This window comes from Enhydrobacter aerosaccus (assembly GCF_900167455.1).
GTDB classification, from domain to species: domain Bacteria; phylum Pseudomonadota; class Alphaproteobacteria; order Reyranellales; family Reyranellaceae; genus Reyranella; species Reyranella aerosaccus.
Genome location: NZ_FUWJ01000002.1, coordinates 180,241 through 194,597 on the forward strand (window position 1 = coordinate 180,241; position 14,357 = coordinate 194,597).

The following is a 14,357-nucleotide window of genomic DNA, read 5'->3' on the forward strand; positions in this document are numbered from 1 at the left end:
GGCTCAGCCGCCCTGCTTCTTGTCGGCGGACTTTTCCTTCTCGTAGACGGTCGGCTTGTCGTTCGAGACGTTCAGACCATTGCTCAGCTTGTCCTGCAGGACCGGCAGACGATCCTTGTCCGGCTTCTGGTTGACGGCACGCTGCCACTCGAAGCGGGCCTCGCGGAACCGGCCGACATGCCAGTAGGCGTCGCCCAGATGCTCGACCACCGTGGCGTCGTCGCCCTTCTGCTCTGTCGCGCGCTCCAGCCACTTCACGGCCTCGTCGAACTGGCCCAGCCGATAATAGGCCCAGCCCACCGAGTCGGTGATGGCGCCGTCATCGGGCCTGAGTTCGGTGGCCCGCTTCAGCATCTTCATGCCGTCGTCCAGATGCACGCCCTGATCGATCCAGCTGTAGCCAAGATAGTTCAGGACATAGGGCTGCTCGGGCGACAGCTCGAGCGCCTTCTTCATGTCGGCCTCGGCGCGCGGCCACTGCTTGAGGCGCTCGAGCGCGATGCCGCGTCCGAAATGGATCGGCCAGTAGCGGTCCTCGGCACCCTTGATGCGGGAGATCGCCGTGTCGTAGGCCGCGACCGCCTCCTGATAGCGTTCCTTGGTGCGCAGCAGGTCGGCCAGCGACAGCGCCGCGTCGATGCGATCCGGCTTCTCCGCCACCATCGCCTGCAGGCGACGGACCGCACTGTCGATCTTGTCCTCCTGGGCATCGAGCGTGGCCGCACGCAGACGTGCCTGCCAGTTCAAGGGCGAGGTCGGGCCGATCTTGCCCAATGCCGCCACGGCCTGCGGGATCCTGCCGAACTGCTCGTCGATGCCCGCGATCATCAGCCAGGCGAAGTCGAAATCGGGCTTCAGCTCGACCGCGAGTTGCTCGAAGATCAAGGCGAGATCGGCGCGCTCGTTGCGCTGGTCGGAGCCGAGGATACCGCCGATATCGAACAGGATCTCGGCCACGCCCGAGGCGGGCGACGGCGGCTTGGGAGCGGGCGCGTTGGGGGCGAGCAGGCCGTCCATCACGACCGAGTCGCTGTACTTGTCGCCATAGGCCTTGAGCAGCGCCCGGCCGTCGGCAACCTTGCCGAGCCGTTCCAGCCCTTCCGCCGCCGACACGACGATGCGCAAACCGGCCGGGTCGAGCTCGGCGGCGCGACGATACTTGGTCTCGGCCGCCGCGCGATCTCCCGCCATCTCGTCGATCTGGGCGCGGATGATGAGCGACGGCGCCTCGGCGCGGTCGTTGCCCTGGCGCGGCTTGAGCCGGGCCAGGATGTCACGCGCTGCTGCGTAGTCCTTCTCGCCCGCCTTCAGCCACGCGACCACGAAGTCCTTCAGCGGGCCGAGCTGGTTCTCGGCCCCGATCCGCGCCAGCTGCTGCTCGGCAGCGCGATAGTCGCCGCGCTTGATGTGCTGGACCGTCAGAACCAGGTTGGCGAAGCCATCACCCGGCTTGGTCGCGAGAACCTGCGGCGCCAGCAAGGCGGCGGCATCGAAGCGGCCGGCATACACGCGCATGCGGAACGCGCCGTAGACCAAGGTCGGATCGTTCGGGGCCTGCGCCAGCGCGAGGTCGAGCTGTTCGGCGCCGCTGTCGTAGTCGTGATCCTCTTCGGCCACGCGGCCGGCGAGATATCGACCCTCGAGCGAGATCGTCCCTGGCGCCGACGCACGTTGCGGCACGCCAGCCGGCGATTTCGCGGGTGGCGTACTTTGCGCCATGCCGGACAAGGACGTCGTGAGCAGCAGCGCCGCGGACAACAGCGCGAGGGGAATGGGTCGCATGCCTGTCACATGTTGGGGTAGTTGGGACCACCGCCGCCTTCCGGCACAGTCCAGTCGATGTTCTGCGCCGGATCCTTGATATCGCAGGTCTTGCAGTGGACGCAGTTCTGCGCGTTGATCTGGAAGCGCGGCTGACCGTTGTCGGCGGTGACGACTTCATAGACGCCGGCCGGACAATAGCGCTGCGCCGGCTCGGCGTAGAGTGGCAAATTGACCGCGATCGGAATCGACGGATCGCGCAGCTTGAGATGGACCGGCTGGTCCTCCTCGTGATTCGTGTTCGAGAGGAACACCGACGACAGCTTGTCGAAGGAGAGCACGCCGTCCGGCTTGGGATACGGGATGGGCTGGAACTCGGAGGCCGGACGCAGGCATTCATGGTCGGCCTTGTGATGCCGCAGCGTCCACGGCAGCCGGATGCCGAGATCGTGCATCCACATGTCGAAGCCGCCATAGATCGTGCCGATCACGGAGCCCCACTTCAGCGCCGGCTTGACGTTGCGGACCTTGTCGAGATCCTTCCAGATCCACGATGCCTTGAGCTTGACCGGATAGGCGATCAGCTCGTCGCCGCCGGTCTTGCCGCCGGCCAGCGCCTCGAACGCCGCCTCGGCCGCGAGCATGCCGCTCTTGATCGCATTGTGGCTGCCCTTGATGCGCGGCACGTTGACGAAGCCGGCCGAGCAGCCGATCAGCGCGCCGCCCGGGAACACCAGCTTGGGCACCGACTGGACGCCGCCTTCATTGATGGCGCGGGCGCCGTAGGAGAGCCGCTTGCCGCCCTGCAGATGCTTCGCGACTTCCGGATGGGTCTTGAAGCGCTGGAACTCGTCGAACGGCGACAGGTACGGATTCTCGTACGACAGGTGAACCACGAAGCCGATCGCCACGAGGTTGTCGCCGAAATGGTACATGAAGGAGCCGCCTTGGCTGCCGGTCTCCGACAGCGGCCAGCCCTGCGAGTGCACCACCAGGCCCTTCTTGAACTTGGCGGGATCGACCTGCCACAGCTCCTTGATGCCGATGCCGAACTTCTGCGGATCGACGCCGGCGCGCAGGTCGAACTTGCCCATGAGCTGCTTGGCCAGCGAGCCGCGGGCGCCTTCGGCGATCAGCGTGTACTTGGCATGCAGCTCCATGCCCTCGGTGTAGCCGTCCTTATGATGGCCATCCTTGGCGATGCCCATGTCGCCGGTGGCGACGCCCTTCACCGAGCCATCCTCGTTGTAGAGCAGTTCGGCGGCAGCAAAGCCGGGATAGATCTCGACGCCCAGCGCCTCGGCCTGCTGCGCCAGCCAGCGGCACAGCTCGCCCAGGCTGACAATGTAGTTGCCGTGGTTGTTCATCAGCCGCGGCATCAGGAAATTGGGGAAACGGTAGGATCCGGTCTTGGTCAGCCACAGGAACTGGTCGTCGGTGACATGCGTCTCGACCGGCGCGCCCTTCTCCTTCCAGTCGGGAACGAGCTCGTTCAGCCCGATCGGATCGATGACGGCGCCGGAGAGGATGTGAGCGCCGATCTCCGATCCCTTCTCGAGCACGCAGACCGACACTTCGTGGTTGCGCTCGGCCGCGAGCTGCTTCAGCCGGATTGCCGCCGCGAGCCCGGCCGGGCCGCCGCCGACAATCACTACGTCGTATTCCATCGCCTCGCGTGCCATACCCGTCTCGCTCTCCAGTGCCTTTTCCAGATAGACGCACCGCTGGCTGGCGGCGATCCTTGGCTGGTAAATAGCCTGTCGGGGGCTGGATCGCTACCTGCTGAAAGGGGCATTCCCGTGGCTGAGTTGACAGAAATTGAGAGTAAATCGTTCGCGGCGCACGATTTCCGACTGGAAAATGGGCAGGTGCTGCCTCGCCTGGAGCTCGCCTACGAGACATACGGGCAATTGAGCCCCCAACGAGACAACGCCGTCCTCGTCGTGCACGGCTATACGTCCAGCCATCATGCCGCCGGTCGGAACGCGAAAGGCAAGGAAGGACGCGGCGTCGCGGCTGGTTCCGTCGGCTGGTTCGATGCCCTGATCGGGCCCGGCAAGGCCATCGACACGGATCGCTACTTCGTGATCGCGGTGAATGCCCTGGGTTCCGCGCATGGCAGCACCGGCCCGAATGCAATCGACCCACGCACCGGCAAGCCCTATGGCCCGACCTTCCCCGAGATCACCCTGCGCGACATGGTCGCGAGCCAGAAACTTCTGGTCGATTCCTTGGGATTGAAACAACTGGTTGCCGTGATCGGCCCGTCCATGGGCGGCTTCCAGTCGTTCCAGTGGGCGGCGTCCTATCCGGGTTTCATGAAGGCCATCGTGCCGTCGGTCACGGCGCCGCGCGCGCCCTCGGGCCTCGAGCGCCTGCAGGCCTTGCAGAAACGGCTGGCCAGCGATCCCAACTGGAACGACGGTTGGTACTACGAGAATGGCGGCATCGCCGGGACGCTCGAGGAAATCCGCTTCGAGACCCTGATGAGCTACGGCCAGAACGAGATCCTGGCCGAGACGATGCCCGATCCCAGGGCGCGCGAGGCGGCGATTCGCGCCAATGCGCGGGCCTGGGCGCAGATCTATGATGGCCACTCGCTCGTCGTGTTGCGCAAGGCCATCGGTACGTTCGACATTACCAGCCAGTACGATGCGCTCAGAAGGGCCAAGGTCCTCTATGTGCAGTCTCCGACCGACAAGCTGTTCGACATCGCCCTTTGCCCCGGCTACGTGAGCGACATGCGCAAGGCCGGCGTCGATATCACCTATGTCGAGCTGCCCTCGAACAAGGGCCACATGGCGAGCCATGCCGATGCGGCGTTGTGGGCACCGATCCTCGCCGCCTTCCTGAAGAGCCTTTGATGGCCGACGCGGCGATCGCGCCACAGGATCTTGCAGCAATCCTGCGCTGGTACGTCGAACAGGGTCTCGACGAGACGATCGGCGAGGAGCCGGTCGATCGCTTCGCCCTGCCATCGCCCGCCGCCGCTCCCGTTGCCGTCACCGTCGCGATGACGCCGCCAGCCGCGACGCCCGCTCGGCCGGCCGCGCCGACGCCCCTGCGCGCCGCACCGCCAGCACCGCGTCCTCCGGTGCCGCTCGAATCGCCCCAGCTGGTCGAGGATGCGCGCGCCCTGGCCGAAGGCTGCACGACGCTCGCCGAGCTGGAAGCGGCGGTCCGCAGCTTCGAAGGCTGCGCGCTCAAGCGCACGGCCAAGAACACGGTCTTCGCCGATGGCCTGCCCGATGCGCCAGTGATGGTGGTCGGCGAGGCGCCCGGCGCCGACGAGGATCGTCTCGGCAAGCCGTTCGTCGGCGTCAGCGGCCAGCTCATGGACCGGATGATGGAGGCGATCGGCCTCACGCGCGCCGGCGGCTTCTACATCACCAACATCCTGTTCTGGCGCCCGCCCGGCAACCGCACGCCGACGCTGGCCGAGCAGGGCATGTGTCTCGCCTTCACACGCCGCCATATCGAGCTGATCCGGCCCAAGGTGCTGGTCCTCGCCGGTGGCGTTGCCGCCAAGGCGGTGCTCGACACCGCCGAAGGCATCATGCGTCTGCGCGGCAAATGGGCGAGCTATCGTCTCGGTGACGGGACGGAAATCCCCACCATGCCGACCTTCCATCCCGCCTACCTGCTGCGCACCCCCGCCAGCAAGCGCCAGAGCTGGATGGACCTGCTCGCGATCGAGAAGAAGCTGAAGGACCTCGCCTGACTCATCGGAGCGCGCCACTCCAGTGGCGCTCAAGGGGTGCGCATCCGCAGAAACGCACCGCTCCTATGAAAGCTTCTTCCTCAGGAAGAACTTCTGGTGGCCCTTGGGATAGTCGTCGAGCGTGGCGAAGACTTCGTAGCCGCGCTTCTCGTAGAAGGGCCGCGCCTGGAAGGAGTGTGTGTCGAGCGATGCCGAATGGCAGCCGCGCTGGCGCGCGTAATCCTCGGCCGCATCCATCAGCCGCGTCGCCTGTCCCTTGCCGCGCAGCGCCTCATCGACCCACAGGATGGCGACGTAGAGCCAATCCGACCATACATAACCAAGCAGGCCGCCCAGTCGTTCGCCCTTGTCGCCGATCAGGAAGATGTTCACCGGGTAGAAATCGGACCGGCCCGTCGCCGCCGCGTTGAACGCCGACAGCCGTTTGTGGACATACTCCGCCGCTGCCGCATTGTGCGGATCGAAAACCAGCTCGATCTTCTCGTCCATATCAGCGCATCGCCGCGCGCTGACGCACCAGTGCCAGGATCGTCCGGCCGATCGGCATGTCGACGCCGACCCATTCCGCCATCTCCACCACCGCGCCCAGCAGCGCCTCGATCTCGAGCGGCCGACCGCGTTCGAGATCCTGCAGCATCGAGGTCTTGTGTGCGCCCACCTCGGCGCCACCGGCGAGGCGCTTGTCGACGGTCAGCGCGAACTTCACCCCGAGCTTCTCCGCCACGGCCTGGCCCTCGACCATCAGCGCCCGGCAGACCGCGTGCGTGCCGGGATCGGCCAGGACCTTGTCGAGCGTCGCGCCGGTGAGCGCACTGACCGGATTGAAGGCCATGTTGCCCCACAGCTTCACCCACAGCTCGTCACGGATGCGCGGCCGCACCGGCGCCTTGAGCCCGGCCTTGATCAGCAATTCGGCGAACTTGCCGGCGCGCTCGCTACGGCTGCCGTCCGGCTCGCCCAGCGTGAAGCGATCGCCATAGGTATGCTCGATCACGCCGGGTTCGACGACGTCGGCAGCGGGATAGACGATGCAGCCCAGCGCCTGGGCCGGCGGCAGGCCGGCCGACACCATGCCGTCGGGATCGACCGCCTCGACACGCTTGCCCTCGAACGCACCGCCGAGCTTGTAGGTGTACCACCACGGCACGCCGTTGATCGCGGCGACGATCGTGGTGCCGGGTCCGATCAGCGGCTTGAGCTGCGCCATCGCGGGGATCAGCGAATGCGCCTTGAGGGTCAGGACCAGATAGTCCTGCGGCCCGACATCCTTGGGATCGGTCTCGACCCGCGGCCTGGTGACCGTCTCCTGGCCCTCGCTGCGCAGCACGAGGCCCTTGGCCCGCATCGCCTCGTAATGCGGGCCGCGCGCGACGACAGTCACCGGCACGCCGGCCATCTCCAGCTTGGCGGCCATCAGGCCGCCGATGGCGCCGGCGCCGAAAACGCAGATCGATGTCACGTCCGAGACCTCAGCCCGCCAACTCGCCCAGGCCGAGCTTGGCCGCCAGACCGATGCGCTGCAGCTTGCCGGTCGCCCCCTTCGGGATCTCCGCCAGGAACAGCACCTTGCGCGGCACCTTGAAGTCGGCGGCACGCGCGGCCACGAAGTCGCGCAGCTCGCGCTCGGTGCATTCGCAGCCGGGACGCAGCACGACCACCGCGCCCACTTCCTCGCCGAGCTTGGGATGCGGGATGGCGAAGGTCAGGCACTGCTCGACCGAGGGGTGATCCATCAGGATGACGTCGATCTCGATCGGGCTGATCTTCTCGCCGCCGCGGTTGATGATCTCCTTGAGGCGTCCGTTGAGGAACAGATAGCCGTCCTCGTCGAAGTAACCCTGGTCGCCGGTGCGGAACCAGCCGTTGGTGAAGGCCTTGGCGTTCGCGTCGGGATTGTTGTCGTAGCCCGCCGTGACGTTGGGGCCCTGGATCACCACCTCACCGGTCTTGCCTTGCGGCAGCAGGTTGCCGGCGTCGTCCATGACGGCGATCTTCGGCCCGGCCGCGAGGCCGACCGACCCGGGCTTGCGCTTGCCCGGCGGCAGCGCGTTCGAGGCCATCTGGTGGCTCGCCTCGGTCATGCCGTAGGCCTCGATGACCGGACAGCCGAACGCCTGCTCCAGCTCGCTCATCACCTGCGGCGGCAACGACGAGGAAGAGGAGCGGATGAAGCGCAGCTTGGCCGCCTTCGCCGCCTCCACGTTGCCGCGCAGGCGCGCCAGGATCGCCTGATGCATGGTCGGCACCGCCGTGTACCAGGTCGGCTTCACTTCCTCGAGCCAGGCGAAGAAGCGCAGGGCATTGAAGCCGGGCGTGCACGACACCGATGCGCCGGCCGCGAGCGACGACAGCGTCGCGGCGATCAGCCCGTGGATGTGGAACAGCGGCATGATGTTGAGGCAGCGGTCGGCCGGCGTCAGCGCCAGCGTCGCCCCGATGTGCCGGGCCGAGGCCGCGAGATTGGCGGTCGAGAGCGGCACGATCTTGGGCCGCGCCGTCGTGCCCGACGTGTGCAGGACGAGGGCGATCTCGCCATCGACCGACGTACCCGGCTTGGCCGCCTTGCCCGGCTTCAGCGCCGAGACATCGAGCGTGAAGACACCGGCCGGCGCGCCCTCCGTCGGGACGAGATCGACCAGGGGGATGCCGAGCTTCTGGGCCACGGCGCGCACCGGGCTGTCCACGCCCTTCTGCACGATCACGGCCTTCGGCTTGAGGTCGTCGAGATAGAACTCGAACTCCTCGGCGCGATAGGCCGGATTGAGGGGCGCCGAGGTCGTGCCCGAGGCGACGGCGACGAAGGACGAGGCCATCTCCGGCCCGTTGGGGATGACCATGGCGACGCGGTCGCCGCGGCCGATGCCGACGCCGTTCAGGGTGGCGATCGTGCCATCGGCAAGCGTCTTCAACCCGGCATAGGCGAGCCACGGCCGGCCCGGTGCCCCGATCGCCGGCGCCTCGGCCTTGCCTGCGGAAGTGACGTCGTAAACGGTCTGGACCATTGGTGTTTGCCCCTTCTGTCTTGATCCCCTCCCCTTGGCGGCGTCCGCCAAGGGGAGGTGTCGCCGTCATCGGCGACGGAGGGGTCATGGGCTGCCGCAGCATCTGTGTGCAGCCCATGACCCCTCCGCCCTCGTAAGACGAGGGCACCTCCCCTGCGCGGACTCCGCGCAGGGGAGGACAACGATCTTCTACTACGCCGCCGCCTTCGTCTCGTCGGCGATGATGCGATCGTACGCCGGCAGGGTCAGGAACTCATAGAACTGCGGCTGCTCGACCAGGTCGATCATCAGCTGCGCGGCGTCCTCGTACCGGGCCTTGGCGTAGGCCTCCTCGCCGATCTGCGCCTTCACCTTGTCGTTCTCCTCGCGCACGATCTGGCGCACGAGTTCCTTGGTGACGGGTCGACCGTCGTTGAGCGTCTGGTTGTGACGCACCCACTGCCAGACCTGCGCGCGGCTGATCTCGGCGGTGGCGGCGTCCTCCATCAGGTTGAACAGCGGCACGCAGCCGATGCCGCGCAGCCACGCCTCGACGTAACCGATGCCGACGGCCACGTTCTGCCGCAGCCCCGCCTCGGTCTTGGTGCCTTCCGGAACCTTAATCAGGTCGGCCGCCGTGACGTGCACGTCCTGGCGCTTGCGCGCGATCTGGTTGGCTTCCTTCATGATGGCATCGAACTCGGCCTTGGCGATCTCGACCAGGCCGGGATGCGCGACCCAGGTGCCGTCGTGGCCGTCGCCGGCCTCACGCTTCTTATCGGCGCGCACCCGCTCCATTGCCTGTTCGTTGGCGGCCGGATCGTTCTTGATCGGGATCTGCGCCGCCATGCCGCCCATGGCATGCACTTCGCGACGATGGCAGGTCTTGATCAGGAGCTGGCTGTAGCAGCGCAGGAAGTGCGAGGTCATCGTCACCTGGCCGCGGTCGGGCAGCACTGCCCACTCCTGCTCGCGGAACTTCTTGATAAAGGAGAAGATGTAGTCCCAGCGGCCGCAATTGAGGCCGGCCGAATGGTCTTTCAGCTCCCACAGGATCTCGTTCATCTCGTAGGTGGCGAGGATGGTCTCGATCAGCACCGTGGCCTTGATCGACTTCTGCGGCACGCCGAGCGTGTCCTGGGCATGGACGAAGACGTCGTTCCACAGTCGCGCCTCGAGATGGCTTTCCATCTTCGGCAGATAGAAGTACGGGCCGGTACCGCGGGCCAGCGCTTCCTTGGCGTTGTGGAAGAAGTAGAGGCCGAAATCGAACAGCGAGCCCGACATCGGCTTGCCGTCCACCGTCATGTGCCTTTCGAGCAGATGCCAGCCGCGCGGACGGACGAACAGGACGGCCGTCTTGTCGTTCAGCTTGTAGGCCTTCTGGGACTGCGGATCGACGTAGTCGATCTGGCGCCGCACGGCGTCCATCAGATTGAATTGTCCCTCGACCATGTTGGTCCAGGTCGGCGTGCTGGCGTCCTCGAAATCGGCCATGAAGACGTTGGCGCCACAATTGAGCGCATTGATGATCATCTTGCGGTCGACCGGGCCGGTAATTTCCACACGCCGATCGAGGATATCCTTGGGCAGGGGCGCGACCGTCCAGTCGCTGTCCCGGATCTGCGCGGTCTCCGGCAGGAAATCGGGCTTCTCGCCGGCATCCAGGCGCTTCTGGCGCTCGACGCGGGCGGCCAGCAGCTCCTCGCGGCGGGCATTGAAGCGACGCTGAAGGTCGGCCAGGAACTCGAGCGCCTCCCTGCTCAGCACCCTTTCGAAGCCGGGCTTGATCTGCCCATCGATGGTCACGCCCGCCGGAAGGTCCAGAGCCGCCATGGTGTTCCTCTTTTTTGGAAATTGAGTTCTTTGGATAAGGCGAGGGGCGATTTACCGCCTTGAGGCCCCACCGGGCAAGGCGCTACGAGGAAGGATGGATGCCAGTTTCGTGATCGAGTGGCTCAATCTCGCCACTCGTTGGGCCCACATGATCGTGGGCATCGCCTGGGTGGGGGCTTCGTTCTACTTCATCTGGTTGGACAACCACCTGCACGCGCCCCTCGATCCGGCCGACGCAGTAAAGGGGATCGGCGGCGAGGTCTGGGCGGTCCATGGCGGCGGCTTCTACACCGCCAAGAAGTTCAAGCTGGCGCCCGAAAAGCTGCCGCCGGAACTGCACTGGTTCAAGTGGGAAGCCTATACGACGCTGATCAGCGGCTTTCTGCTGCTGTGCATCATCTACTACTATGGCGCGCAGGTCGCGCTGATCGATCCATCGGTGATGGCGCTGTCGCAGCCCGAGGCGATCGCCATCGGCCTCGCCTTCCTGGCCGGCGGCTGGCTGGTCTACGACCTGCTCTGCCGGTCGGCCTTCGGCGAGGACGATCTGATCCTGGGCGGACTGCTCTTCCTCTACTGCATCTTCGCCGCCTGGGCCCTGTGCCACCTCTTTTCCGGGCGCGGCGCCTACATCCATTTCGGCGCCATGCTCGGCGTCATCATGGCGCTCAACGTCTTCTTCGTGATCATCCCGGGCCAGCGCGAACTGGTGAAGGCCAAGGAGGAAGGCCGCACGCCCGATCCCCGCTTCGGGCTGCGCGGGCGCCAGCGCTCCGTGCACAACACCTATTTCACCCTGCCGGTCCTGTTCACGATGATCAGCAACCACTATGGCGGTCTCTACGGCCACAAGTGGAACTGGGTCCTGCTGGTGATGATCTCGGTCGCCGGCGCCCTGGTGCGCGTCTGGTTCGTGCAGCGCCACAAGGGCAATGCCAACCCCTTGGTGCTGGCATCGGGCCTGGTGATGCTGCTGCTCACCGCCATCCTCTCCCTGCCCCGGCCCAGCATCGATGCGGGCGGCGGCCCCGTCGCCCTCAGCGAGATCCAGCCGATCATCAAGGAGCGCTGCACGCCCTGCCATGCGACCCGGCCGACCCAGGAGGGCTTCGCCGCGCCGCCCAAGGGCGTCGTCCTGGAGACGGCGGCCGAGATCCGCAACCGCGCCGAGACGATCAACCAGTTCGCGGTGGTCTCCAAGGTCATGCCTCCCGGCAACCTGACAAACATCACCGAAGGTGAACGCAGCCTGATTGCGCGCTGGTTCAACTCCGGCGCACAATAGGCGCATGTTTCCGCGTATGGGCGGCCGCCCCTGTCATCGTCTGCTGGCGATGGCGCTGGTGGCGGTCGCGAGCCTCGTCACCTGGACCTGTTCCGTCGAGTCCGGCGGACGCGCTCTTGCGCGCGACCTCGCCGACATGGTCAGCTCGGGGACCGAGCGCCGGAGCTGGGGCAACGGCGTCGGATTCGAGAGCGAATGGAAGCTCGACGAGCATTACAAGAAGCATGGCGCCGAATTCGGCAACATCACCAAGCTCGACTATCTGCACCAGGCACAGCTCCTGCGCGACACGGCCGTCGGCGGACCGGTGATCCAGGCCGTGCGCCGTGACGGCGTGACGACCCGCTTCGATCGCCAGACCGGCGCCTTCGTCGCCTTCAATCGCGACGGCACGATCCGCACCTTCTTCAAGCCCAATGACGGCGAGCGCTATTTCCGCCGCCAGGCCGAGCGAGGCACCGAATGATCGCGTCATCGCCGCCTCCGGGCCCTCCCAATGTCGAGGAGGTGCGCGATCTGATCGAGCAGTGGTCGAGCTTCGTCATCGAGCTCGAAAAGAAGGACTACACCTTCGATCTCGACAACTGGCGCAACGACGTCGACGTGCGGCAACTGATCGTCGAAGCTCTGCCGATGTTCAGTCGCGAAGAGCTCGGCGATCATGCCCTGAAGCTCGATGACGCGGACAAGACCTTCATGGCGACGACGCGCCCCTTCCGCCGGTGCGTCTGGGGCGGCGGCACGGCCAAGAAGGAGAAATGGTCGGCGCAAAATAACTGGTGGTACTTCCGCACGCCGATCCGGTCGAATGCCCAGCTCGAAGACGAGTTGGCCACCGTGCGCTAGGTTTGATCGATAGCGCCCAGCAAGCCGTGTCTCCCCAAAGCGTTGGCCGAGGGCCGGCACCGATGGATTGAAATGGACTCTCCGAAGATCCTCGTCGACCGAAGCGGCCCCGTCACCACCATCGTCATCAACCGACCGCAGGCGAAGAACGCCCTCGACAACGAGGCCGCGCATGCACTCGCCGCCGCCCTTCGCGCTTTCGATGCCGACCCGGAGGCGCAGGTCGCGGTGCTGACAGGCGCGGGTGGCGCGTTCTGTGCCGGCGCCGACCTCAAGGAACTGGGATCGGGCGTCGACTACTTCCCCTGGGCCGGCAGCGACGACGGACCCTTGCGGGCGCCGCTCACCAAGCCGGTGATTGGCGCGGTCGAGGGCCATGCCTGTGCCGGCGGCCTCGGCGTCGCGCTTTTCTGCGACATCCGCATTGTCGACGAGACGGCGATCTTCGGCGTCTTCTCGCGACGCTGGGGCGTGCCCATGAGCGATGGCACCACGGTGCGCCTGCCGCGCCTCATCGGCCTGGGGCGCGCGCTCGACATGCTTCTGACAGGCCGCGCGGTCGGCGCCGACGAAGCCATCGCCATCGGCCTGGCGACGCGCAAGGTCGCGCGTGGCAGGACGCGTGCCGAGGCGGAGAAACTCGCCGCGCAGATCGCGGGCTTTCCGCCCATCGCCATGACCTCCGATCGGCAGTCGACGTATGAGAGCTTCGACCGGGCCCAGGCGGCGGCGATCCGGCGCGAAATGGAATTGTCACTCGCGGCGCGCCGGCAGGAGTCGCAAAAGGGTGCGGCGCGTTTCGCCCAAGGCGAAGGGCGCCACGGCCAGTTCGACAAGTAACGTCCGACAAGCAACATTCGACAAGCAACATCCGGGGGAATGGAATGCGTGCGTTGGTGTGTCATGCTTATGGCCCGATCGAAAATCTGAAGGTCGAGGATCGCCCGGTGCCGGAACCGCGGACGGGCGAGATCCTGGTGCGGGTCGGCGCGGCCGGCGTGAGCTTCGCCGCCATGCTCGGCGTTCAGGGCAAGCATCAGAACAAACCGCCCCTGCCCTACATCCCAGGCAACGAGCTGGCCGGCCATGTCGTGGCGCTCGGGCTCGGCGTCGAAACGCTCAAGGTCGGCGACCGTGTGATGACCGGCGTGCCGCAGGGCGCCTTCGCCGAATATGCGGTCGCGACGGCAGCGAATGCCGTGCGCATTCCCGAGATCATGCCTTACGCCGAGGCGACGAACTTCCCCACGCTCTATCCCACCGCCTACGGCGCCCTGAAGTGGAAGGCCAATCTGCAGCCCGGCGAAGTCCTGCTGGTGCACGGGGCGGGCGGCGGATCCGGCCTGACCGCGATCGAGGTCGGCAAGGCCATGGGCGCGATAGTGATCGCATCCGCCGGCGGCGCGGAGAAACTGGCGGCGGCCAAGGAGGCCGGCGCGGATCACCTGATCGACTATCGCCAGGAAGACCTGCGCGCCAAGGTGCTGGAGATCACCGACGGGCGCGGCGCCGACGTGATCTACGATCCCGTCGGAGGGTCTGCCTTCGACGTCTCCCTGCGCTGCGTCGCGCCGGAAGGCCGCATCATCCCGATGGGATTCGCGAGCGGCACCGTTCCCCAGATCCCGGCCAACATCCTGCTGGTGAAGAACGTCACGGTGATCGGTTTCTACTACGGCTACTGGAACGGCTGGGGCGGCAAGGGCACGCCGAGCGCAAAGGAGGCGGCCGCTCTCGAGCAGCGTCGGGCCATGGTGGCCGACGCGCAGGAGGAGCTGATGCGCTGGTACACCGAAGGCAAGCTGCGGGCGACGGTCGCCGCCACCTTTGACCTCGGCGACTGGGTCAAGGCGTTCCGGCTGATCGAGGAAAGAACCGTGGTCGGCAAGGCGGTGCTGGTTCCCTGACGGGTAGGGCAATCGCCCAT

At 66.4% G+C, this 14,357-nt stretch carries 13 protein-coding genes; 7 read left to right on the forward strand and 6 right to left on the reverse strand.

What is annotated here, in order from left to right; genetic code table 11:
- Positions 1-3 precede the first annotated feature (3 nt).
- Together B5D62_RS10130 and B5D62_RS10135 are read right to left on the reverse strand one after the other, a co-directional pair.
- Positions 4-1,782: a tetratricopeptide repeat protein gene (locus tag B5D62_RS10130; protein ID WP_139373828.1), complete on the reverse strand. Its 1,779-nt coding sequence runs from the start codon at positions 1,780-1,782 to the stop codon at positions 4-6.
- 5 nt (positions 1,783-1,787) lie between these two features.
- Positions 1,788-3,443: an electron transfer flavoprotein-ubiquinone oxidoreductase gene (locus B5D62_RS10135; protein ID WP_085933762.1), complete on the reverse strand. Its 1,656-nt coding sequence runs from the start codon at positions 3,441-3,443 to the stop codon at positions 1,788-1,790.
- A gap of 186 nt (positions 3,444-3,629) precedes the next feature.
- Between B5D62_RS10135 and B5D62_RS10140 the strand changes: the two genes are divergently transcribed.
- Together B5D62_RS10140 and B5D62_RS10145 are read left to right on the forward strand one after the other, a co-directional pair.
- Complete coding sequence (locus tag B5D62_RS10140) at positions 3,630-4,625, forward strand: alpha/beta fold hydrolase (protein WP_170920877.1); 996 nt, start codon at positions 3,630-3,632, stop codon at positions 4,623-4,625.
- Complete coding sequence (locus B5D62_RS10145; protein ID WP_139373829.1) at positions 4,625-5,482, forward strand: uracil-DNA glycosylase; 858 nt, start codon at positions 4,625-4,627, stop codon at positions 5,480-5,482. Before B5D62_RS10140 ends, B5D62_RS10145 begins: the two co-directional genes overlap by 1 nt.
- A 63-nt stretch (positions 5,483-5,545) precedes the next feature.
- Here B5D62_RS10145 and B5D62_RS10150 read toward each other — a convergent pair whose 3' ends face one another.
- The 4 genes from B5D62_RS10150 to aceB form a co-directional block, all read right to left on the reverse strand.
- A complete protein-coding gene (locus B5D62_RS10150; RefSeq protein ID WP_085933765.1) occupies positions 5,546-5,971 on the reverse strand; it encodes a GNAT family N-acetyltransferase in 426 nt (141 codons plus the stop codon).
- A 1-nt stretch (position 5,972) separates the two neighbouring features.
- Positions 5,973-6,941: a ketopantoate reductase family protein gene (locus B5D62_RS10155; protein ID WP_085933766.1), complete on the reverse strand. Its 969-nt coding sequence runs from the start codon at positions 6,939-6,941 to the stop codon at positions 5,973-5,975.
- A 10-nt stretch (positions 6,942-6,951) separates the two neighbouring features.
- A complete protein-coding gene (locus B5D62_RS10160) occupies positions 6,952-8,484 on the reverse strand; it encodes an acyl--CoA ligase (protein ID WP_085933767.1) in 1,533 nt (510 codons plus the stop codon).
- 192 nt (positions 8,485-8,676) lie between these two features.
- Positions 8,677-10,299 (reverse strand): malate synthase A, encoded by a 1,623-nt coding sequence (gene aceB / locus B5D62_RS10165; RefSeq protein WP_085933768.1) that lies wholly within the window; start codon positions 10,297-10,299, stop codon positions 8,677-8,679.
- A gap of 94 nt (positions 10,300-10,393) precedes the next feature.
- Here aceB and B5D62_RS10170 point away from each other — a divergent pair, with 94 nt between their 5' ends.
- The 5 genes from B5D62_RS10170 (at position 10,394) to B5D62_RS10190 (ending at position 14,337) form a co-directional block, all read left to right on the forward strand.
- A complete protein-coding gene (locus B5D62_RS10170) occupies positions 10,394-11,584 on the forward strand; it encodes a urate hydroxylase PuuD (protein ID WP_085933769.1) in 1,191 nt (396 codons plus the stop codon).
- A 4-nt stretch (positions 11,585-11,588) separates the two neighbouring features.
- Complete coding sequence (locus B5D62_RS10175; protein ID WP_139373830.1) at positions 11,589-12,050, forward strand: hypothetical protein; 462 nt, start codon at positions 11,589-11,591, stop codon at positions 12,048-12,050.
- The gene (locus tag B5D62_RS10180; RefSeq protein ID WP_085933771.1) at positions 12,047-12,430 is read left to right on the forward strand and encodes a hypothetical protein; all 384 of its coding nucleotides are present in this window, start codon (positions 12,047-12,049) and stop codon (positions 12,428-12,430) included. The genes B5D62_RS10175 and B5D62_RS10180 overlap by 4 nt, the downstream gene beginning before the upstream one ends.
- 72 nt (positions 12,431-12,502) lie before the next feature.
- A complete protein-coding gene (locus B5D62_RS10185; protein WP_085933772.1) occupies positions 12,503-13,270 on the forward strand; it encodes a crotonase/enoyl-CoA hydratase family protein in 768 nt (255 codons plus the stop codon).
- 44 nt (positions 13,271-13,314) lie between these two features.
- On the forward strand, positions 13,315-14,337 hold the full coding sequence (locus B5D62_RS10190) for an NADPH:quinone oxidoreductase family protein (protein ID WP_085933773.1): 1,023 nt from the start codon (positions 13,315-13,317) through the stop codon (positions 14,335-14,337).
- Positions 14,338-14,357: the final 20 nt, after the last annotated feature.